Consider the following 21670-nt stretch of genomic DNA (forward strand, 5'->3'; position numbering starts at 1 on the left):
AATAATTTCGCGGGAATAAACGCCCACGCAGCACGGTTATAGAGGTGTGACGGTGCGGAACCAACCATGAAGCAATTTGAGGAACTGATCGCGCCCCATCTGGACGCCGCCTACAACCTCGCGCGCTGGCTGACCGGCAACGACAGCGCCGCGCGCGACGTCGTGCAGGAAAGCGCCTTGCGCGCCTTCAGGTTTTTGCAGCGTTTCGCCGATGGCAACGCCAAAGCGTGGTTCCTGACCATCGTGCGCAACGAAAGCTACACCTGGCTAAAAGCTTCGGCCGGACGGCATTGGGTGCCGATTGACGACGACATCGGCGAACACGAAGGCGCGCTCAGCCACAGCCAGACCCCGGAATTGCTGGCCATTCATAGCGAAAACGCCGCACTGCTCCAGCAAGCCCTGAGCGCCCTGCCGCCAGCGTATCGCGAGGTGATCGTGCTCAAAGAACTCGAAGACCTGCCCTACAAAGACATCGCTTTGGTCGCCGACATCCCGATCGGCACCGTCATGTCGCGCTTGGCCCGGGCCCGCGCGATGCTCAAAGTTGAATTACTGAAGTTGCACGATCATGAATGAACTTGATTGCCCGGTGTGCCGGGTGCGGTTGCAGGGTTATGTGGATCAGGAGCTTGAGCCCGCGTTGGCTGCGGAGGTGGCGGCGCATTTGGCTGCGTGTGCGCAATGCGCGCAGGTGTGTGAAGAGGTGAAAGCGCTAAAGGTCAGCGTGAAGCGCCATGCCGCGTATTACCCGGCGCCGGCATCGTTGGCCGCCAGTCTCTTTCCACCTGAAGCGCCGCCGATTGGCTTGATGGAACGCTGGCGCAAATGGTTCGCCCCAGCTTTTTCCGCGACAGCGTTAGCGTTGGCGGTGATGCTTTACGTCGCCACGCCGGGCAGCGAACAACCGTTGATGGACGAAGCCGTCTCCAGCCACGTGCGCTCGCTGATGGGCGAACACCTCAACGACGTCGTCTCCTCCGACCGCCACACTGTCAAACCGTGGTTCACCGGCAAACTCGACTTCTCGCCGCCAGTGTTCGACTACGCGGCGCAAGGTTTCCCGCTGCTGGGCGGCCGCCTCGACTACCTGCAACACCAAACCGCAGCAGCGCTCAGCTATGGCCACGCCAAGCACATCATCAACGTCTTCATCCTGCCGACTCCCGACGCTGACAAACCGCAGCGAGCCCAATCCATTCGCGGCTTCAACGTCGTCTCGTGGCAAACCAACCACATGCGCTACGTCCTCGTCTCCGACGTAGAAAGAGGCGAACTGCAAACCCTCAGCCAACTCCTGCAACCCCCCCCTTAACCCACATCCCAAACTTTTTTGCGCCGAACCACAAACCCCGAACCAACCCAAATCCCTGTAGGAGTGAGCCTGCTCGCGATAGCGGTGGGACAGTCAAAAAAGAAGTTGGCTGGACGGACGCCATCGCGAGCAGGCTCACTCCTACAGGGGGTTGCGTGTTTGCCCAGGCTCTAAGCACGCAGCGGACACTGTGGGAGCTGGCTTGCCAGCGAAGGCGTCGGCCCAGCTAGCAACGATGTCGATAGACCCACCGTCATCGCTAGCAAGCTAGCTCCCACAGTTTTTGTGCCCGAACCGCAAACCCCGCGCCACCCCAGATCCCTGTAGGAGTGAGCCTGCTCGCGATAGCGGTGGGACAGTCAAAAAAGAGGTTGGCTGGACGGACGCCATCGCGAGCAGGCTCACTCCTACAGGGTTTGCGTGTTTGCCCAGGCTCTAAGCACGCAGCGGACACTGTGGGAGCTGGCTTGCCAGCGAAGGCGTCCGCCCATCCAGCAACGATGTCGATAGACCCACCGCTATCGCTAGCAAGCCAGCTTGTATGCTGGGACTTGAAGGGAGGAGGAGGGACAAAGCCAGATTCTGACTGTTGACGCAGTACAGATCCGTGGGAGATTTCGCCCCTCCTCCTTTCACCCAAGCGCCGATAAAGAATGCATCTGGCCAGGACCGACGATAGGAACAAGCCTGCGCCCCTGGGTGAGCCCTTCAAGTGTTCAAAACCATATCTCGGGGGATGTTCAATGGCAATGCCGGTTTCTGTCGTAAAGCCTATTGTGGGCGTGGATGTCGCCAAGAATGAACTGGTCATCTATCAGGCCGAGCTGGATCTGCTCGAGACTATTTCCAATGACAAGACAGCCATCAAAAAATGGCTGAAAGCCTTGCCTGCACCTGTTGATTTGGCTATCGAATCGACCAACATCTATCACCTGGCGTTCGCCGATCTGGCCCATGAAGCCGGGTGCACGATTTACATGGTCGATGGCTACGCGTTGAGTCATTACCGAATAGGGGTGAAAGTTCGCGCCAAAACCGATGCGCTGGACGCCAAGCTGCTCGCTCGTTATCTAAAAAACGAATACGAAGAGCTTCATCCTTGGATCCCGCCATCGCCTTTATATCGCCGCCTTCTGAGCCTTTTCCGCCGTCGTGCAGCGCTGGTTCAGGCACGGGTTGGTCTGGTGCAAAGCTGGGCGAATGAACCGCTGCTCAAAAGCGCGTTTGCTGAGCAAGTGGCCTCAATGCAGAGGCTCGAAACATTGGTCGAGAAGATGATCAACGATCAATTAAAAGAGGCTGGGCTGCTCGCAGATCTGAAGCGCTGCACAAAAGTTGAAGGTATTGGTTTTTTGACCGGAGCCCGTTTGATCGCAACATTTCAGCGGGGCGACTTCAAAAACGCGGATGCATTTATTGCGTTTTTGGGGATGGATTTGCGCGTGTCGCAGTCAGGACAAAAGGACGGTCGCCGGAGCCTGACCAAACGCGGAGACCCAGAGGCCCGGCGACTGCTCCATAACGCAGCCATGTCGGCCAGCCGTACACCGGCTTGGAAAAGCTTCTACGAGGAGCAAAGAAACCGTGGGTTCAGTACGACACAGGCGCTGGTGATATTGGCTCGCAAGCTTGCGCGAGTCGTATTCGCGCTGCTGAAGGGGCAAAGCGAATACCAGCCGAAGGGAGGTTGAGGGCTTCCCCTCAACCATAGAATCTCCCACAGTGTCCGCTGCGTGCTTAGAGCCTGGGCAAACACGCAACCCCCTGTAGGAGTGAGCCCGCTCGCGATGGCGTCCGTCCAGCCAACTTCTTTTTTGACTGTCCTACCGCTATCGCGAGCAGGCTCACTCCTAAAGGGATCTGGGGTGGCGCGGGGTTTGTGGTTCGGGCACAAAAACTGTGGGAGATTCTATGGTTGAGGGGAAGCCCTCAACCTCCCTTCGGCTGGTATTCGCTTTGCCCCTTCAGCAGCGCGAATACGACTCGCGCAAGCTTGCGAGCCAATATCACCAGCGCCTGTGTCGTACTGAACCCACGGTTTCTTTGCTCCTCGTAGAAGCTTTTCCAAGCCGGTGTACGGCTGGCCGACATGGCTGCGTTATGGAGCAGTCGCCGGGCCTCTGGGTCTCCGCGTTTGGTCAGGCTCCGGCGACCGTCCTTTTGTCCTGACTGCGACACGCGCAAATCCATCCCCAAAAACGCAATAAATGCATCCGCGTTTTTGAAGTCGCCCCGCTGAAATGTTGCGATCAAACGGGCTCCGGTCAAAAAACCAATACCTTCAACTTTTGTGCAGCGCTTCAGATCTGCGAGCAGCCCAGCCTCTTTTAATTGATCGTTGATCATCTTCTCGACCAATGTTTCGAGCCTCTGCATTGAGGCCACTTGCTCAGCAAACGCGCTTTTGAGCAGCGGTTCATTCGCCCAGCTTTGCACCAGACCAACCCGTGCCTGAACCAGCGCTGCACGACGGCGGAAAAGGCTCAGAAGGCGGCGATATAAAGGCGATGGCGGGATCCAAGGATGAAGCTCTTCGTATTCGTTTTTTAGATAACGAGCGAGCAGCTTGGCGTCCAGCGCATCGGTTTTGGCGCGAACTTTCACCCCTATTCGGTAATGACTCAACGCGTAGCCATCGACCATGTAAATCGTGCACCCGGCTTCATGGGCCAGATCGGCGAACGCCAGGTGATAGATGTTGGTCGATTCGATAGCCAAATCAACAGGTGCAGGCAAGGCTTTCAGCCATTTTTTGATGGCTGTCTTGTCATTGGAAATAGTCTCGAGCAGATCCAGCTCGGCCTGATAGATGACCAGTTCATTCTTGGCGACATCCACGCCCACAATAGGCTTTACGACAGAAACCGGCATTGCCATTGAACATCCCCCGAGATATGGTTTTGAACACTTGAAGGGCTCACCCAGGGGCGCAGGCTTGTTCCTATCGTCGGTCCTGGCCAGATGCATTCTTTATCGGCGCTTGGGTGAAAGGAGGAGGGGCGAAATCTCCCACGGATCTGTACTGCGTCAACAGTCAGAATCTGGCTTTGTCCCTCCTCCTCCCTTCAAGTCCCAGCATACAAGCTGGCTTGCCAGCGATGGCGTCGTGTCAGGCAACGGTTGGCTATATGACCCACCGCATTCGCGAGCAAGCCAGCTCCCACAATGATCTCGGCGTTGCTGGAGATCTCGGTCTTCACACAAAAACCTGTAGGAGTGAGCCTGCTCGCGATGGCGTGGTGTCAGGCAACTGGTTGGCTATATGACCCACCGCATTCGCGAGCACGCCCGCTCCCACAGGGATCTCGGAGCTACTGAATATCTCGGTTTTCACACAAAACCTGTGGGAGCGGGCTTGCTCGCGAATGCGCGGGGTCATTCAGCGGTGATGTGACTGATACACCGCTATCGCGAGCAGGCTCGCTCCTACAGGGGATCGTGGGTCGGCAGTTATGTTGATCTGCGGCAATATTTGCCCGCCGCCGCAGCCGTATTCTGGTGTGGCTGGAAACAGCCGTGCTGTGCGCACGTCACAGGCCTTTTGGCCAAGGTGGCGCCATGAACAAAAAACGCATTGTCTGGGGGAGCATTCTCCTGGGCCTTCCGTGTGTCTTGCTTCCGGTACTTTTGATGGGTTACGTCGCCTGGATGTTGAATCTGGCGTCGGCCCAGCAACGTCTGGAAACCCTTGCAGCCGTGGCGTCCAGTCGCGCCAACGGGACGTTTCAGGAAGCCGCAGGGGCGCTGAAAAGCATCGCCGGTTCGCACCTCGCGCCCTGCACGCCCGCGAGCATCGACGAGATGCGTCTGCTGACGATCAATACCTTTTCCGTGAAATCGGTCGGCTATGTCGAAGAAGAGGTGTATGCCTGCGGTTCGTGGGGCCCGGTCGGTCAACACGCAGCGCCTTGGCGCGAGGACTTCACCACGTCCGACGGCGTGCGCGTATCCCTCGGCGTGCAGTCGCGCATCGTCCCGGCGAAACCGATGATGGCGCTGCAATACGCAGCGTTCAATGTGCTGGTCGATCCCGAGCAGTTTCTGCACGTGATGCTCGAAGACGACTTGCACCTGGCGGTCGGCACCGCTGCCGGCCAACTGGTCAGCGTCTCGCGACCGGGCGCGGAACACTTTCTCAGCCGCGTGCATTCCGGTTCGCATTCGGCGCTGGAGGAAGGTTACCTGTATACCCTCGTGCACAGCGGCGACTGGGTGGCCATCGCCGCCCTGTCGCGGCATGAATTGATGCAGGGCCTGTTGCGCCGCGAAATGCTCTTGTTGCCCATCGGCGGGCTGTTCGCCGGGATGTTGGTGTTGATGATCGTCCGGCGCACCCGTCAACGTTTGTCGCCGCTGGCCGAGCTGAAACTGGCGGTGCGCAATCGCGAGTTCGTCGTTCACTATCAACCGATCGTCAGCCTCGACGATGGCGCCTGGGTCGGCGCGGAAGCACTGGTGCGCTGGCAACATCCGGACGGCAGCCTGGTGCGCCCGGATACCTTTATTCCTTTGGCGGAACACAGTGGTCTGATCCTGCCGATCACCGACCAAGTGATCGATTCGGTGATGCGCGACCTCGGCCCGCTACTGGTCAAGGATCGCAGCCTGCACGTGGCGATCAACCTGGCGGCCAAGGACGTCAGCAGCGGCCGTTTCCTGCCGAAACTCGAAGCGGCGCTGCGCCAGGCCAATGTGCAGCAGAAGCAGATCTGGCTGGAAGCGACCGAGCGCGGTTTTGTCGAGATCGACTCGGCGCGCACCACGGTCAATCATGCCCGAGAGCTGGGTTATCTGGCCGCGATCGACGATTTCGGCACCGGTTTCTCCAGCCTTCAGCACTTGCAACAACTGCCGCTGGACGTGCTGAAGATCGACAAGTCGTTCGTCGACAACATCGATCAGGATGCCGCGACCGGTTCGGTGACGTCGCACATCATCGAAATGGCCAAGAGCCTGCGTCTGCAGATTGTCGCCGAAGGCATCGAGACCGAGGCGCAGGCGGATTATCTGCGCGGGCGTGGCGTGCACTTTGGCCAGGGCTGGCTGTTCGGCAAACCGATGGCCGCCGAGGAGTTTCTACGCGTCTATGGGGAACGCATGAGTGTGCTCAGCGAGCAGAATGCGCAGGAACCGGCGGTCTGCTGAGGCGAGCAGATCAAGCACTCAGCATTTTGCGCATCAACACTCGGGCAAACCCATCCTCGGTCGCGAGCAGGCGCACAACATGCGTTACCAACAGCAGCTTAGCGTACCTGGTTTTTCACCTGAATCTGCGTCAGCCCTACCCGCTCAGCCTGTTCGAGGATTTGCTCGGGCGTCGAATCCGCCGTGGGCATGATCAGGCTGTTTTCGGCATCGCCCAGATGCAGCTCTAGCAGATGCATAGCGGCCTCGTGCTGGGCCAATTGTGGTTGCTTGAGTTCGAGCAGATGAGTGCGCGGTTCGTTGTTGAAGCGGTATTCGATCAGGTATTTGTACATGGTCTTCTCCGTGGCTGAAGTTGAAGGCACTGATTATCCTGACGCGTCAGTCAGTTTTTTAGTTCAACTGCATCTCGCCCCGAACAGAGAAAAGCGCGGCGCTGAGGCAAACTTTTCGCGTCGGCCGGCTGTCCTCTTCTTACACTCCCAACAAGCTGATCACAGCTAAGGACTGGCGATGACCTTTTTCATTTTCCTTTTGGCCTGCGCTGCGGCGGCCACCACTGGCGTGATGTTCAAACCGGGGCCTTGGTACGAATCGCTGGTAAAACCGCGCTTCACCCCGCCGAATTGGGCGTTTCCCGTGGCCTGGACGATTATCTACCTGTTGCTGGCGTGGGCCGGTTATCGCTTGAGCCTGATCCCTGGCAGTCAGACCGTGCTGGCGTTATGGGCGGCGCAGATTGCCCTGAACACGCTGTGGACGCCGGTGTTTTTCGGCGCGCATCAGGTGTTCGCCGCGATGGTGATCCTCACGTTGCTGTGGCTGGTGGTGGCCGCGATGGTGGTGCTGGCGTTGCAACTGGACCTGATCACTGGCCTGATCCTGTTTCCGTACCTGGCGTGGTTGTGCGTTGCCGCCGCGTTGAATTTCTCCATCCTGCTCAAGAACCGCTGATGACTGATTCCAACTGGGGTAGCGCAACACCGTGGCCACAGGGCGAGCGCGAGTTGGCGCAGGTGCGCGCGTTCAACAGGAAACTCGCCTGGCTGCCGCGCTTCAAGATCCGCAATCGCCTCACGCCTCGGCTGATCCAGGCGCTGCTGCGCGCCAGCCAGATCGGCGGTGCGGGCAAGTTGCGCAGGCACGGGCTGACAGCTGAGCGGAAAATATACGGCGCGGTGCCCGTGCGGATCATTCGGCCGCAAGGCCAGGCCAAAGGCGTGGTGCTGGATTTTCACGGTGGCGGCTGGGTGATCGGCAATGCGCAGATGAACGACAACTTCAACATTGCCATGGTCAATACCTGCGAGGTCACGGTGGTCTCGGTCGATTACCGGCTGGCCGTGTCGACGCCGATTGAAGGCTTGCTGGACGATTGCCTGTGCGCCGCTCGCGGGTTGTTGAGCGATGCCGAATTTGCCGGTCTGCCGGTGATCGTCGTCGGTGAATCGGCGGGCGGTCATCTGGCCGCAGCGACGTTGCTGGCGCTGAAATCATCGCCCGATCTGCTGCAACGGATCAGCGGGGCGCTGTTGTATTACGGCGTCTACGATCTGAGCGGCACGCCAAGTGTGCACGCCGCACCGCCGCAGACGCTGGTGCTGGACGGCCCCGGCATGGTCACGGCACTGCGTCTGCTCACGCCGGACTTGAGTGATGAACAACGTCAGCAGCCCCCGCTGTCGCCGCTGTATGGCGATTTCAGCGACTTCCCGCCGGCGCTGATGTTTGCTGGCGAACTCGATCCACTGCGCGACGACACCCTCGAACTGGCAGAGCGCTGGCGGCAATCGGCGCCGGTCGAGATGTACCTGCTGCCCTCCTCGCCTCACGGCTTTATCCACTTTCCGACGGCGTTTGCCGAAAGCGTTTTGGCTTACAGTCGCCAGTGGATCACCGCACGCATCGACGCACACGTTCTCAACCGCAAATAACCTTGATGGCATCGCCGGCCAGCCCCGCCAACTCGTCACGGGATTTACCCGCGCGCGCGCGAATCGAGATGCTGTGCAATAGCGAGGAGATCAGCACCGCCAGCGCCGCAGGATTGCTGTCGGTTTTCAGCTCGCCGGCATCAATTGCGGTTTGCAGGCGTTTTTCAAGATCGGCATCGAGCTGGCTCAGCCTGGCTGACAGCACATTACGGATTTCCGGGTCCTCGACGGCTTCGGTTGTTGCCGTGCCGATGGCAAAACAGCCGCGTGGCTGCCCGTCACCGGAAAAATAGATCGCTAACTGCCCTTCATAAAAACCGCTCAGTGCCTGCGCCAACGTCAGGCTGCTGTCAGTCAATGCCGCCTGCATGGCGGCATGCGCGGTAGCCCAATATTGATCGAGCGCCTTTATATAGAGCGCGTGCTTGTCGCCGAACGCGGCGTACAGGCTCGGACGATTCATCCCCGCTGCGCTGGCGATGCTGTCCAGCGACGCACCGGAATAACCGGTATTCCAGAACACTCCCAGTGCCTGTTGCAACGCTGTTTGCGGGTCGTAGGCGCGTGGACGGCCACGCCCTTTTGCTGCTGTCGGTTTATTTTGTGCCATCTCGTATAAATTCCTTGCAAGGGTTGAGCGTCGCTCATATTCTTACACCATCGCACAAAATTAAGGAACCAGAAATTCCTTGATCGGCAGGTTTGTTGTAACACCACTCGAATCGGGTGTGACGACGAAGAAACAGCGGCACGGAGCGATCCTCCCCCACCGCGTACGGATTTGATTTTTTGCAGCATTAATCACGTCGCGGTCACCGGTCATTGTCCGGCTCGGCCCGATTCCCGGTTCAGGTTCCAGCATTTGGAAAGAACAGATCATGACCCAGCCAATTGATCTCACCGCAGAACAAGCGAGCGCCCAGCGAGTACCCGGTTTCACTGACGCGCCGCCGAAAAAGCCACTCAAGCAACGCTTGCGCCCAATATTGATGAGCGGTGTTCCCGCGCTCTTCGCCATCATCGGCTACAGCGAATACGTGGCGAACGAGCCGTTCGTGTCCACCGACAATGCCTACGCTCGCGTGGCCAAGTCTTCGATCAATGCGCGGATTTCCGGGCAAGTGGTCGAGATCGCTGTCGATGATAATCAACGCGTGCACAAGGGTCAGCTGTTGTTCCGGCTCGATCCGCAGCCCTTGCAGATTGCCGTCGACCGCGCCGAAGCGCAGTTGGGCAACGCGCGCCTGCGCATCGACGGGCTCAAGGCCAGCTATCGCCAGCAACAGGCGGAACTGCAATCGGCGAAAGCCTCGGCGGATTACGATCAGAAAGAATTCGCCCGCAAGAAAGCGCTGATCGCCACCGAGTTCGTTTCGCGTGCCCTTTATGAGCGCGCCGAAACCGACTTGAAGGTCTCGCGCCAACGCATCGCCTCGGTCGAACAACAGATCGCCAGCACCGTGGTTGCGCTCAACGGCAATCCGGACATCGCCATAGACCGCCACCCGACCGTGCGCGAGGCCAAGGCACAACTCGACGAGGCGCAGCTTTATCTGTCGTACGCCACCGTCACCGCGCCGGCCGACGGTATCGTCGCCAAAGTCGATGACTTGCAGGTCGGCAACTACCTCAACAACGGCGGCGCGGCCTTCGCATTGATTTCCGACCGGGAGATCTGGGTTGAAGCCAACTTTCGCGAGACCCAGCTCACTCATATGCGCCCGGGCCAGTCCGCGACCATCACCCTCGACACTTACCCGGATCGGCCGTTGCCGGCGCACGTGATCAGCATGAGCCCCGGTGCCGGCGCCGATTTCGCCCTGCTGCCGCCGGAAAACGCCACCGGGAACTGGGTCAAGGTGGTGCAGCGCGTACCGGTGCGGCTCGAGCTCGACGAAACCGACCCGACGCTGCCGTTGTTCTCCGGCACCAGCGCCACGGTCAAGGTCGATACCGGCCACCGCACGCCATGGTGGTATCCGCTGAAGTCGTTGCTCAGCGCAGGTAATTCGTGATGAACGCCGCCGCTGACAAACGCTGGTTGTACGCCGTTGCCCTGCTGGCGACCTATCTGCAATCGGTCAACCTGCCGTTGCCGAATGCCGCGTTGCGGTTAATCCAGGGCAGCCTGTCGATGACTGACGATCAGGCTGGCTGGATCTTCACCGCCTATCTGGCCGCCAGCGCGATCACGTTGCCGATTGCCCAGTGGCTGGCTGCGCGCTTCGGTTTGAAGCGGGTCTATCAACTGGCGCTGCTGGCGTTCGCCATTGGGCTTTGGCTGGGCACGCTGGCAAGCACGCCGCTGGAGTTCATCGCTGCGCGCATTCTGCAAGGCCTGGCCAGTGGCGTACTGGCGCCGCTGTCGATGGCCATTGCGCTGGAAACGCTGCCCGCCGAGCGACGTCCGGCGTTCGCTCCTAAATGGACGGCGCTGGTGCTGTTCGGCATCGTCAGTGGGCCGAGCATCGGCGGTGTCATCTGCGAGTACTTCGACTGGCGGCCGATGTTCTACCTCAGCCTGCCACTGCTCGCGTACATCTTCATGGTGGTGACGCTGCTGCTCGGCGAGAAAAAGGCCGATCAACGCCAAACCTTCGATTTCTTCGGTTTCGCCACCTTCACCCTCGGCATGATCGGCCTGCAAATGTGCCTCGACCGTGGCGAACGGCTGGACTGGTTCGACTCGGCGGAAATATGGATCGAGACGCTGGCCTGTGTGCTCGGGCTGTACCTGTTCGTGGTCCATCGGATGACCAGCAAGGCGCATTTCATCAGCAAGGCGTTGCTGCGCGACCGCAATTTCATGTTGTCGACGGTGATGTTCTTCGCGCTCGGTTTCGTGCTGCTGTCGACCATGGCGCTGACCTCGCCGATGCTCGACGAGATTCTCGGTTATCCACCCGACACCACAGGCGCGCTGACCATCCCGCGCGGTGTCGGCCTGGTCGGTGCGTTTCTGTTGATAGGCCGGGCGCCGGCGTGGGTCGACACCCGCGCGTTCATAGCAGTGGGCATTGCCCTGGTGGTGTACGCCAACTGGCTGATGCTCGGTTACTCGCCGTTGATGGACTGGACGCCCGTGGCGGTGACCGGGTTCATCCAGGGTGTCGGCCTCGGCATTCTCATGCCGGCACTGAGCAAGGCTGCATTCAGCACCATCAACCCGACACTGCGCCCGGAGGCCAGCGGCCTGTTCAACCTGATGCGCGTCTATGGCAGCACCCTCGGCGTGGCAGTAGTGCAGTTGTTTTTCTTCAACAACACCCACGCGATGCACTCGGCGCTGGTCAGTCAGTTGACGCCCTATCGCGTGGCGCTGCCGACCTCGCTGCCGGCGCTGGAAGGTTTGAACCATCTGGTCACCCATCAGGCGGCGTTCGTCGCGGTGATGGGGCAATTCAAGATTCTGATGCTGGCGATGCTCGTGGTGAGCCCGCTGGTGTTGTTCCTGCGCAAACCTGCTGCGGCCAACTGATATTCGTGGAGTCTGCACAATGAAAACGTCTACGCGCTTCACCCGCTCCGCATTCCCCAGTGCACTCAGCGCATTGGCAATAATGGCGATGCTCAGCGCCTGCACCGTCGGCCCGGACTTTCAACGGCCCGCCGCGAGTTCGTCGCAACACTACGATCAGCAAGCCGAACGTCAACCCGCCGAACAGCGTTTCGACATGGGCCAGCGCATCAACGGTGATTGGTGGACGGCCCTGCGTTCGGCAAAACTCGACCAAGTAATGCGTCGCGCCATCGACGGCAATCTGCAACTGCTGGCCGCCGACGCAACCCTCCGCCAAGCTGCCGCCTCTGTGGCAGCGGCGGAAGGTTCGCTGTTTCCGCAGGTGGATTTCGCCGCCGCGGCCGGTCGTCAACGGACCCACACCGGGGCTGACCCGAGCATCGCCAATGTCTACGCGATCGGGCCTCGCGTGGCGTTCGACCTCGACGCCTTCGGTGGCCTCAAGCGCGAGGTCGAAGGGCAACAGGCGCTGACCGATTTGCAGAAGCACCGCTATGAAGCGGCTTACCTGACCCTGACCGGAGATGTCGCTCGCCAGGCGCTGTTGCTCGCGTCGGCCAACGCGCAGATTCAAGCGGTGCAATCACTGTTGGCCAACGACGCGAAAAACCTTGATCTGGTGCAGCGCGCCCAGCAGAGCGGCAGCACCACGCGGATCGATGTGTCCCTCGCCGAAACCCGCCTCGCCGAGGATCGCACCCTGCTGCCACCGCTGGCACAACAACGCGATGCGGCGCGGCATGCGCTGTCGATCCTCGCGGGCAAAGGCCCGGCAGACTGGATCGCGCCAGACTTTGCCCTAGAGGAATTTGCCTTGCCGGCGAACCTCCCGGTCAGCCTGCCCTCGGAAATGGCCCGCAATCGTCCGGACATCCTCCAGGCCGAAGCCGAGCTGCACACGGCCAGCGCGGCGGTGGGAGTCGCGACCGCCAATCTTTATCCGCGCGTCGAATTGTCGGCCTCGCTGGCACAAGCCGCGTCAGGCAATGGCGGCGCCGCACTGTGGGGATTGGCGGCAGGTTTGACCGCGCCGATCTTCAATGGCGGCACGCTCAAGGCTGAACGCCAAGCCTCGGTCGACGGCTACAACGCCTCGCTCGCGCGCTACCGGCAGACAGTGATTCAGTCGTTCGGCCAGGTGGCGGACACCTTGCAGGCGATCAATCACGGCGCTGAGCAAAACCGCGCGCAGGACGACGCCTTGCGCGCCGCCGGCAGCAGCCTGCAGCTCAACCAACAGGCTTACGCCCAAGGCGAAAACAGCCTGTTGCAAGTGCTCGAAGCGCAGCGTGCCTACCAACAGGCGCTGCTCGGGCAGATCCGCGCGAAGACCGATCGCTATCTCGACACCGTGCAATTGTTCGTCGCGCTGGGCGGCAATTCCGTCGGTGTTTTCGAGCAGAAACTCGCCACGCGCGAACACGCTGATCAACAACCGCTGTAACCACCGACACTGGAGAAAATCATGACTTACGAAGCCTTTCACGATGAGCTTCGCGACACTCGCTGGCCGTTGAACAATGGCGCAGGCTCGATGCCGGCCGTTGGTTTCGGCACGCTGTTTCGCGATTTGAGTACCACCACCGCCGCCGTCAAATGCGCCTTGGAGACCGGTTTCCGGCACTTTGACTGTGCCGAGCGCTACCGTAACGAAGCGCAGATCGGCGTGGCGTTCCAGGAGGTTTTCGCCGCCGGCAAGATATGTCGCGAAGACGTCTTCATCACCACCAAGCTGTGGAACACCAACCACCGTCCCGAGCGCGTCCGGCCGGCCTTTGAAGCGAGTTGCCAGCGCCTGCAAACCGACTACATCGACTGCTACCTGATCCACACGCCATTCGCATTCAAGCCGGGCGATGATCAGGACCCTAGAGACGTCTTCGGCCATGTCATCTACGATGGCGAAATCAGCTTGCTCGACACTTGGCGTGCCCTCGAAAGTCTGGTCGATGAAGGTCGCTGCAAGTCCATCGGCCTGTCCGACATCACCCTCGAGGCGCTGAAGGAGATTGTCGCCGCGGCACGCATCAAACCGGCCGTGGTTCAGATCGAAGCGCACCCCTATCTGCCAGAATGGGAGATGCTGGAATTTTGCCAACAGCACGGCATTATTCTTCTCGCGTTCGCCCCGCTGGGGCATGGCATGCAGCCGAACGTACTCGAAGATGCTGTACTGACGAGCATTGCCCGGAACGTGCAGAAAACCCCGGCGCAAGTGGCGCTGGCGTGGGCGGTGCAGCGTGGCACGGCATTTCTGACCACCTCGGCGACGCCGAGCCGTATTCAGGAAAACTTTGCTATCGCCACATTGCCCCAGCGCGCGATGCTTGAGATCAAGGGAGAGATCAGCACGCGAATCCGTTTCAATTCAGTGGTAAAAACCGGCGTACCCGGGTTTATTGCCCGTAAGCCATGACCCGAAAAGCATGACCCGCGAAACATCAGCGGCCTGCTCCAAGGCCGCTTTTTATCATCAACGACTCAACACCGAGACGACCACGATGGACGTTTTCCAGAGCATGCGTTGTTTCATCGCCGTCGCTCAGAGCGGTAGTTTCACCGCCGCCGCCGAACTGCTCGACACCACCACGACCAACGTCTCGAAAGCGGTTTCTGCTCTCGAAGCCCGACTGCACACACGTTTGATTAACCGCACCACCCGCCGCCTCGCGCTCACCGAAGCGGGACTGCGCTACCTGCAACGCTGTGAAAGAATCGTCGATGACGTCCGCGAGGCCGACGAAGAAGCCGGCACTGCGCAGACACTGCCCGTCGGGCGTTTGAAAATCCATGCGATGTCAGCCATCGGCAACCACTACGTGATCGATGCCATTGCGCGTTACCGCGAGATTCATCCGACGGTGATGTTCGACCTCACCCTGACCAATCGCGTCCCGGACCTGCTCGAAGAAGGTTACGACATGTCCATCGTGCTGGCCCGCGACCTGCCTGACTCAGGCTTCGTCGCGCAGCGCTTGGGCATGACCTACAGCATCCTCTGCGCCTCGCCCGCGTATGTGCAGAAGCTCGGCATGCCGGATTCTCCCGCAGCGCTTAGCGAACATGAGTGCCTGCGGATCGTCAACACGGTGATGCCGGTCGAGCACTGGACGTTCGAAGGACCACAAGGCATGGAAACCATCACCATTCCGCTGTCGCCGTTCCATATCAACACGGCCGACGGCATGACCATCGCGATCAGAAAAGGCATGGGGATTGGTATTCAGCCGATTGCATCGGCCGTGGATGGCCTGAGGGCGGGAACATTGGTGCGGGTGCTGCCGAAGTATCGGCTGGAGGAGTTGAACCTGTTCGCGATCTATCCGTCGCGCAAGTTCGTCGATGCGAAGATCAGAACCTGGGTGGAATTTCTGAAACAGTCGATACCGCAATTACTGGCATCGGATGAATGTGCTGCGCAAACCGCAGAAATCTGAGTGCAGCAGAGGCGGAGTGTCGACCCTCCACGGTCTGCAACGGCTCAACTGGAGCAGCCAGTTCCCATCACTTGATACTGCAGGACATGGCGTTCGCCCTGCGAATCTTCGTAAGTCATCTGCACCGGCACTGGCGCGCATTCGTTGGCCGGCTCGGTGATCGAGATCACGTGTTCGATGTCGAGTTTGCTCGAGTAGCCGTAGGTTTCAACCGGGGTTTCCTGGCCTTGCGAAGAAGCCGCATAAGCCTGCGCACCGAAACTGCCAAGCAGTAAAACCAAGGCGATTTTTTTCATGTTCATGATGTTCACCGTTCTCGTTGAGTGACCGCTTCAGCGTTAGTGCTGGCGGCTTGAGAACGATGCTATGGGATGACGCCGCGTGGAAAAATCGACCGAGGGGACAAACACTGTTGCCAAAATGGCGATGAATGCCCCCGCGACGATTCACGGGCAAACGCTGATTTACTCGTTCAGATCCTTGACCAGATAACTGCCGACAATCTACGAAAACTCGCGCGGGTTGTCGTCCCCGCGAGGAAAATCTGCTGAGCAATTGCGCCAGCCCACCGCTATGATCGTGAACAACCCCGCCGCAACGGAACCACGCCCATGGCTGCTCAAACCCGGCGAGACGGTGGTGTTGTTCGATGGCGTGTGCAAGCTTTGTAATGGCTGGGCAAAGTTCCTGATCCGGCATGATCACCAGCACCGCGTACGCCTGGCGGCGGTGCAGTCACCCGAGGGGCAGGCGCTGCTGGCGTGGGCAGGTTTGCCGATTGATCAGTTCGACACTATGGCGGTGATTCGCGACCGCAATTACTGGGAACGCTCGGATGCATTCCTTGAAGTCGTCAGCCAATTGCCCGCCCGTTGGCAGCCTTTCCAGCTGCTGCGCCTGCTGCCACGTACGCTGCGCGATTGGGCTTACGATCGCATTGCGCTGAATCGTTATCGGCTGTTCGGCAAGTACGACACGTGTCTGTTACCGAGTCCTGATCATGAACAACGCTTCCTGAAGGCTCGCTAACGGCCTTGCGCGCACGCGCTGGGCTTCGGAAATTGCGTTAAAGCAACAACTCGAACAACTGCACCGGCGTCATCTTCGTCACCATCATCAGCACAATCACGAACATCCCGAGAAACCCGGCAACGCCCATCCAGAACCATTTCTGGTACACGTCGTGAAATTGCGCATCAAGGCCCGTCCCCGCCGCTCCCGCGTTCGACGCCATCACATGCAGGCGCTTCTGCAGCAGCAAGACCGGCAGCCACAACGAACCGACGCAGAAGAAAATGATCAGCGAAGTCAGTATCCACTCCGTGGTCATCGGCAGCCCGGACAGCCTCATCAGCCAATAGCCGCTGATGATTTGCACGCAACCGGCAGGTGTGGTGATCCACGTATCGAAGCGCACGACCATGCGCGCCACGTGCGCAATCACATGCGGATTGCCTGTGCGGCTGGCGGCGATCAAGTACAGATAAGAGCCCATGCCGAAGCCGAACAGAAAAATCGCGGCGATCACATGCAGGTATTTCAGGCACAGGTAGAGCATTTCAAATCTGCCCGTCGGAGAACTGCACGGACAAACTCAGGTTGTCGGGATCGTTGATGGCCGCCAGGTATTCAGCGACGCTGACTTCGCCCACGCACGGTCGCGCGCCGGCTGACGGCAGATAACCCTGGGCCATTTTTGCTGCCAGCGCCACGGCAGCACAGCTGGGGATCTCCGGGCCTTTGTCGTTGAGGGCGGTGAGTTGCGCGGTCATCGTCAGCGGTTTGCCCTCGACGCCAATGCCCTGAACGTCGATGTACATCGCGCTTTTGCCGTCGCCGAAACGCTCGAACCACGTCCCTAGCCGATGCAGCCTGGCGGCCCAACTAACGTGGTCGCGGAGCAGACCAATCTTCAATGCCTGAGCCAGCAAGCCGTTGGCGACACCGCCGAGTTTCAGACCCGCGCCGGCCTTGAAGCTCAGGGTTTGCGCGCCATAGCGTCGGGCAAAGATGTCCATGTCCGGGACGTCGACATTGGCCAGCAGACGCGTGCCCAGTTGCGGCATCTTGCGTAAGGTCAGGTCTTGCCAGCCGAGCACTTCATGCACCTTGCCGTTCTTCAATTGTTTGATCGGCTTGCCGGCGTAAGCAAGTACACCCTCGATGGTCGACAGCCCCGGCATCTTCGCCGAAGAAGAAATGCCGTGCTCGATCGAATCGATTCGCGAAAAACGCTGGCGTTGTTCGTCGATGATTGCCGACGACAGCGTTGGCACCGAACTGCAACCACTGAGGATCGCCACGCCGGCTTGCCTAGCCCGAACATCGAGTACGCCAATGCCGTTGACGAACGTTCGGCAGTCGGACAGGTCGCAGTAGTTGACGCCGGCCTCGATGCAGCGCTCGGCCACCGCATAGGATTGCCCCTGAAACGGGCCGCCAGTGTGGATGACCAGTTGAATGTTCAGCAAACGCAAAGCGCAGCCGAACTCGCTACCCATGGCATCGCCGCACCAACCTTCGACGACGCGCCCCGACTGACCATTCAATGCATCGACTTTACGCTGTAACTTGCCTGAATCGCGGCCCGAGATCACCAGCGCCACATTGGCCATTTGCGCCAAATGCCTGGACACGATGCTGCCGAAGTTACCGTAGCCACCGACCACCAACACCCTGAATGCCATGCAACGCTTCCCTGACTGACTTGACCGGCACCTGCGATGCCGTTGCTAGCTTTTGATTATTCACGATAATCCACCGATAGCCCATAAGGATCTCTGCCCATGAACCACCGCAATGTGCGAATCGTAGCCCAGCATCTGCTCTCGGATAACTGGTACATCCTGAAAAAGATCGACTTCGAACTTCAGCGTCGCGACGGCAGTTGGCAGGCTCAGACCCGCGAGGTGTATGACCGCGGCAATGGCGCGACGATCGCGCTCTACAACCTGGCGCAACGCACGGTCATCCTCACCCGACAATTCCGCATCCCGGCCTTCGTCAACGGTCATGACGGTTACCTGATCGAAACCGCTGCCGGGCTGCTCGATAACGCCAGCCCCGAAGAACGTATCCGCCTCGAAGCTGAAGAAGAAACCGGCTACCGCGTCAGGTCAGTGCGCAAAGTCTATGAAGCCTTCATGAGCCCAGGCTCGGTCACCGAGCGCCTGTACTTTTTCATCGGCGAATACCATCCCGAAGATCGCTTCAGCGCCGGCGGCGGCCTCGCCGAAGAAGGTGAAGACATCGAAGTACTGGAGCTGCCATTTGACGAGGCGCTGGCGATGGTCAATGACGGCCGGATCATGGACGGCAAGACCATCATCCTGTTGCTGCACCTCAAGCAACTGATGAGCGTCTGAGTTCGCTCCCGCAATGCTCGGCGTGGCTAGAAGTTGATCTTGAAGCCGAGCATCGCGTCATAGCCATGGCTGTCGCCGTCGAAGCCCTGGCGGTAACCCGTTGAAGCAGTGAACGTGGTGCGTCAAAGGGGTTACGGAACTCAAAACAGCTCAGGTGCCTAACCCCAATTTTGTTCTATTTTGTTTTTTTATTACTCTCCCCTCATCTTGAGTATTACCGCTTCGAGATTCGCATGCGTTGGAAACTTCATTTTTTAATATCATATCCATCACCACAATACGGTGATCACTGATAAACTTTCTATGAAATAACGCGAAAATTTTTGCCTTGCAATTGACCACCTCATGATAGACAACAAGTGCACCACTCAATCGGGCGTCTTCTATTTTTTCCGCCTTCAGTTGTGCACTTAAATTCCGGGACGCCTCAATATATTCATCACCTTTTAACTCATGAGAAAACTTTGCACGACTAGCGGCAGTTAAAAAAACATTTTCCCACCCACTGTAACGTCTAAGCTTGAACAAGTCGGTCACACACGACAACTTCAGAACCAGAAGTTCTAAATACCAGTTCTTGATATGCTCGTTACTGCCCAGAGCCTCATTAAAAACACCATATAGCTGCTCATCAAATGGATAAGAAACACTGGTAAGAAAATCCTCGACGGTATCTTTGCGCTGATAAACCGCATCGTACGGCTGATTAAAATATTCGGAAGGCGCAGCACCAGACTTATACAGTATGGTAGTTTCTGCCTTAAGTGTGGTTTTTACTCCTCCAGACATATAGCCATAGCCCACACCTTTCATCTTTCCGATAGCATCTTCCAAATGACTGGTCGCGATATTGGTATCCCCCATAATAAAAACAGGTGGATATTCAGATTTATTGGCGACATCCGCCTGCGCAATCAACGTCCGGACACGCAATTCATTAAGCGTTTCACTGATGACCTTCCCCTCATCCTCCTCGAGAGCTTGCTCAGGTGCCATTTCGACGTCTTCAGCCACATCAGCATCCATGGCAGTTGGCTCACTCCGTATTTTAGTTGTGGCAATACCAAACATGGAGTGAATCAAATAAGCACTGACCTGTTTCCCTCCTACAGAAATATTGAAAGCCCACGCCTGGCGACTGTTGGTCTTTTCGCCTATTTTCCATACATCGGAATAAACCAGTTTATGGCTAATTGACGACTCAGTCAGCTCAGTGCGAAAAACACATCCATAGCGTTCATAATATCCGTCGATCACCTTGAAATATCGGAGCGCGACAAACAATCCTTCTTCTGGCACAGGGTGAATCGCTTTCAGCGTAAGTTCCAGCGTTCCTCCACGATGCGCAATTGCAATGGCAACCGCCGTATCAGGGGCGACACTGCACGTTCTGTCACAGTCGATTATTTTCTGTTGAATGTTTTTCACATCTGATGGGGCCGCGGTCATAATGCCGGACAACATCTGATGCAACGGCTTATCTTTCTTGACGTTTTGTAAAAACTCTTCAAGCTTCTTGATAGCATCCGCTTCAGCATCAGGCGAAAAGCCCTTAGCGATTTCCTCGATACTTTCCAGCGCTTCCCTCACCTCCGAATTGAAGTCGGCATCGAGTTCTCTATGCCCACGAATACGCATTTCCAAGCCTGCCATCGCACCAGCCTCGAAATGAGTGACATCGTAGTGCTTTAGCGTCAGTCTCAACGAACTCAACTGTCTTTCGTAATCCTTATAAGTATAGATATTGATTTTTATGAGCTTAGGGTATTCAAATCTGGCGCCGCTTTCCAGACTGAAGGTACTGTTCCACACTCCCTCTTTTTCCGCATTCAACTTCTCGGTAATGCCCCTCATCACTGTCTCGCCGTCTGACCCCAACTCCATGAGAGCCAACGCATCCAGATTCAGGGTTTTAATCGCTTTGGCGATAAATTCTATTCGCACCTGATTTCTCGGCGCTGACAGTGGCGTCTTGGTGACGTTCTTGCCATGCCGGATTAAATCTCCAGTGAAATTCTGCACGTTCCAGAATGCGAGCTTTAGCGGCACTCCTTTTTTATAAGGACATATCTCAACCGGCACAACCGCAACGCCGTTTGAATCCTGTGCGGCGGCAGCGGAGAACGCCGGATGCGGCTCACCCACTGTTTTCCTTTTTTGACCCACGATTCCCGACTCCTTTCAAGATTCTTCCTGATCAATAGCCAGCTTTCCAAGCGCCTCGCTTTGCGCCATGTTCATCCTGGCTGACATATCTCCGAACGCTTCATCATTCAATACATCCACCAGCCACTGGCACTGGGCATCGCTCTCGAACTCATTGCCGTACAGGCACAATAGATTCAGCATTTGAAAAGTGGCACGCCTCGACAGCTGCCACTGCCTGGAACGTGCTATCGCAGCCTGCACGATTTGCTTCACGCCGGCTCGTCCATGTTCCTCTGCATAAGAAGGGAGATGCGCATAGACATGCTGCTCCATGTCCTCCGACAGACGCAGATCAGAAGCCGAGGTAAGGGCTTCATATTGTTTTGCAGAAATTTGAATCATCCCGGATCCCCTCCCACACCCCTGCCCTGATGGCGAAAAACCACCACTGCTCTCCGCTGTAGACCTTAGTTGCTCTTGCAAAAAACGCCGCAGATTGTTCTTTCAAGATTTATCGAGGTTCTCTCGGGCAAGTTGACGAACGGTCTTTCGAATGTTCAGATGCCGCCCAGTTTCAGGTGTCCCATGCCGCCGTGCATGGGGTGAAACGGGAAACCGGTACGTTCTTTTCGAACAAGTCCGGTGCTGCCCCCGCAACGGTATGCGCGTGATGCTTTCGATACACCACTGTGGCCAGACGGCCATGGGAAGGTGAAAGCCTCGATACGCGCGAGCCCGGAGACCGGCCCGAAATATCTGTTTGGCAAAATCCTGCGGTGGGCGGGCATGGGCCGGTGTCGGCGTGT

The 21670-nt window shown here is 58.2% G+C and carries 21 protein-coding genes and 1 riboswitch; of the genes, 13 read left to right on the top strand and 8 right to left on the bottom strand.

Annotation, left to right across the window (positions count from 1 at the left end):
* Window positions 1–66: 66 nt before the first annotated feature.
* From C2E19_RS16620 to C2E19_RS16635, 3 genes are all read left to right on the top strand, one after another.
* A complete protein-coding gene (locus tag C2E19_RS16620; protein ID WP_129394195.1) occupies window positions 67–579 on the top strand; it encodes a sigma-70 family RNA polymerase sigma factor in 513 nt (170 codons plus the stop codon).
* Window positions 572–1315, top strand: a complete 744-nt coding sequence (locus C2E19_RS16625; RefSeq protein WP_129394196.1) for an anti-sigma factor — start codon at window positions 572–574, stop codon at window positions 1313–1315. Before C2E19_RS16620 ends, C2E19_RS16625 begins: the two co-directional genes overlap by 8 nt.
* Window positions 1316–2058: 743 nt before the next feature.
* Window positions 2059–3006: a transposase gene (locus C2E19_RS16635; RefSeq protein WP_129388636.1), complete on the top strand. Its 948-nt coding sequence runs from the start codon at window positions 2059–2061 to the stop codon at window positions 3004–3006.
* Between the two features lie 238 nt (window positions 3007–3244).
* Here the strand turns inward: C2E19_RS16635 and C2E19_RS16640 are convergent, their stop codons facing one another.
* Entirely contained in the window at window positions 3245–4192 is a 948-nt protein-coding gene (locus tag C2E19_RS16640; RefSeq protein WP_129388636.1) for a transposase, read from the bottom strand.
* 753 nt (window positions 4193–4945) lie between these two features.
* Between C2E19_RS16640 and C2E19_RS16645 the strand changes: the two genes are divergently transcribed.
* Window positions 4946–6460: an EAL domain-containing protein gene (locus C2E19_RS16645; protein WP_256661209.1), complete on the top strand. Its 1515-nt coding sequence runs from the start codon at window positions 4946–4948 to the stop codon at window positions 6458–6460.
* A gap of 98 nt (window positions 6461–6558) precedes the next feature.
* On the opposite strand, the gene C2E19_RS16650 is transcribed toward C2E19_RS16645, so the two are convergent.
* The gene (locus C2E19_RS16650) at window positions 6559–6795 is read right to left on the bottom strand and encodes a hypothetical protein (RefSeq protein ID WP_129394198.1); all 237 of its coding nucleotides are present in this window, start codon (window positions 6793–6795) and stop codon (window positions 6559–6561) included.
* Between the two features lie 178 nt (window positions 6796–6973).
* Here C2E19_RS16650 and C2E19_RS16655 point away from each other — a divergent pair, with 178 nt between their 5' ends.
* Together C2E19_RS16655 and C2E19_RS16660 are read left to right on the top strand one after the other, a co-directional pair.
* The gene (locus tag C2E19_RS16655; protein ID WP_129394199.1) at window positions 6974–7414 is read left to right on the top strand and encodes a TspO/MBR family protein; all 441 of its coding nucleotides are present in this window, start codon (window positions 6974–6976) and stop codon (window positions 7412–7414) included.
* Window positions 7414–8394 carry an alpha/beta hydrolase gene (locus C2E19_RS16660; RefSeq protein WP_129394200.1) on the top strand — a complete coding sequence of 327 codons (981 nt, stop codon included), beginning with the start codon at window positions 7414–7416 and terminating at the stop codon, window positions 8392–8394. Before C2E19_RS16655 ends, C2E19_RS16660 begins: the two co-directional genes overlap by 1 nt.
* On the opposite strand, the gene C2E19_RS16665 is transcribed toward C2E19_RS16660, so the two are convergent.
* Complete coding sequence (locus C2E19_RS16665; RefSeq protein ID WP_129394201.1) at window positions 8381–9004, bottom strand: TetR/AcrR family transcriptional regulator; 624 nt, start codon at window positions 9002–9004, stop codon at window positions 8381–8383. The genes C2E19_RS16660 and C2E19_RS16665 overlap by 14 nt on opposite strands.
* A gap of 268 nt (window positions 9005–9272) precedes the next feature.
* On the opposite strand from C2E19_RS16665, the gene C2E19_RS16670 reads away from it, so the two are divergent.
* The 5 genes from C2E19_RS16670 (at window position 9273) to C2E19_RS16690 (ending at window position 15351) form a co-directional block, all read left to right on the top strand.
* On the top strand, window positions 9273–10409 hold the full coding sequence (locus C2E19_RS16670) for an HlyD family secretion protein (protein ID WP_129394202.1): 1137 nt from the start codon (window positions 9273–9275) through the stop codon (window positions 10407–10409).
* Complete coding sequence (locus C2E19_RS16675) at window positions 10409–11872, top strand: DHA2 family efflux MFS transporter permease subunit (RefSeq protein WP_129394203.1); 1464 nt, start codon at window positions 10409–10411, stop codon at window positions 11870–11872. Before C2E19_RS16670 ends, C2E19_RS16675 begins: the two co-directional genes overlap by 1 nt.
* Before the next feature lie 19 nt (window positions 11873–11891).
* Complete coding sequence (locus C2E19_RS16680) at window positions 11892–13358, top strand: efflux transporter outer membrane subunit (RefSeq protein WP_129394204.1); 1467 nt, start codon at window positions 11892–11894, stop codon at window positions 13356–13358.
* A gap of 21 nt (window positions 13359–13379) precedes the next feature.
* A complete protein-coding gene (locus C2E19_RS16685) occupies window positions 13380–14330 on the top strand; it encodes an aldo/keto reductase (RefSeq protein WP_129394205.1) in 951 nt (316 codons plus the stop codon).
* 85 nt (window positions 14331–14415) lie between these two features.
* A complete protein-coding gene (locus C2E19_RS16690) occupies window positions 14416–15351 on the top strand; it encodes a LysR family transcriptional regulator (protein ID WP_129396140.1) in 936 nt (311 codons plus the stop codon).
* A gap of 44 nt (window positions 15352–15395) precedes the next feature.
* On the opposite strand, the gene C2E19_RS16695 is transcribed toward C2E19_RS16690, so the two are convergent.
* Window positions 15396–15653 carry a DUF2790 domain-containing protein gene (locus C2E19_RS16695; RefSeq protein ID WP_129394206.1) on the bottom strand — a complete coding sequence of 86 codons (258 nt, stop codon included), beginning with the start codon at window positions 15651–15653 and terminating at the stop codon, window positions 15396–15398.
* A 277-nt stretch (window positions 15654–15930) separates the two neighbouring features.
* Here C2E19_RS16695 and C2E19_RS16700 point away from each other — a divergent pair, with 277 nt between their 5' ends.
* Window positions 15931–16380: a thiol-disulfide oxidoreductase DCC family protein gene (locus tag C2E19_RS16700; protein WP_256661210.1), complete on the top strand. Its 450-nt coding sequence runs from the start codon at window positions 15931–15933 to the stop codon at window positions 16378–16380.
* A gap of 37 nt (window positions 16381–16417) precedes the next feature.
* Here the strand turns inward: C2E19_RS16700 and C2E19_RS16705 are convergent, their stop codons facing one another.
* The gene (locus tag C2E19_RS16705) at window positions 16418–16909 is read right to left on the bottom strand and encodes a DUF2269 domain-containing protein (protein WP_129394208.1); all 492 of its coding nucleotides are present in this window, start codon (window positions 16907–16909) and stop codon (window positions 16418–16420) included.
* Window position 16910: 1 nt separating this feature from the next.
* Window positions 16911–18038: a saccharopine dehydrogenase family protein gene (locus C2E19_RS16710; protein ID WP_129394209.1), complete on the bottom strand. Its 1128-nt coding sequence runs from the start codon at window positions 18036–18038 to the stop codon at window positions 16911–16913.
* A gap of 99 nt (window positions 18039–18137) precedes the next feature.
* Between C2E19_RS16710 and C2E19_RS16715 the strand changes: the two genes are divergently transcribed.
* Window positions 18138–18716, top strand: coding sequence for an NUDIX domain-containing protein (locus C2E19_RS16715; RefSeq protein WP_129394210.1), 579 nt, complete (start codon window positions 18138–18140; stop codon window positions 18714–18716).
* A gap of 150 nt (window positions 18717–18866) precedes the next feature.
* On the opposite strand, the gene C2E19_RS16720 is transcribed toward C2E19_RS16715, so the two are convergent.
* Window positions 18867–20882 carry a hypothetical protein gene (locus C2E19_RS16720; protein WP_129394211.1) on the bottom strand — a complete coding sequence of 672 codons (2016 nt, stop codon included), beginning with the start codon at window positions 20880–20882 and terminating at the stop codon, window positions 18867–18869.
* A gap of 15 nt (window positions 20883–20897) precedes the next feature.
* Window positions 20898–21266 (bottom strand): hypothetical protein, encoded by a 369-nt coding sequence (locus C2E19_RS16725; RefSeq protein WP_129394212.1) that lies wholly within the window; start codon window positions 21264–21266, stop codon window positions 20898–20900.
* A gap of 157 nt (window positions 21267–21423) precedes the next feature.
* Window positions 21424–21630, top strand: a riboswitch (cobalamin riboswitch).
* Window positions 21631–21670 lie beyond the last annotated feature (40 nt).

It is taken from the genome of Pseudomonas sp. DTU12.3, assembly GCF_004124275.1.
In the GTDB taxonomy this organism is placed as follows: Bacteria; Pseudomonadota; Gammaproteobacteria; order Pseudomonadales; family Pseudomonadaceae; genus Aquipseudomonas; species Aquipseudomonas helmanticensis.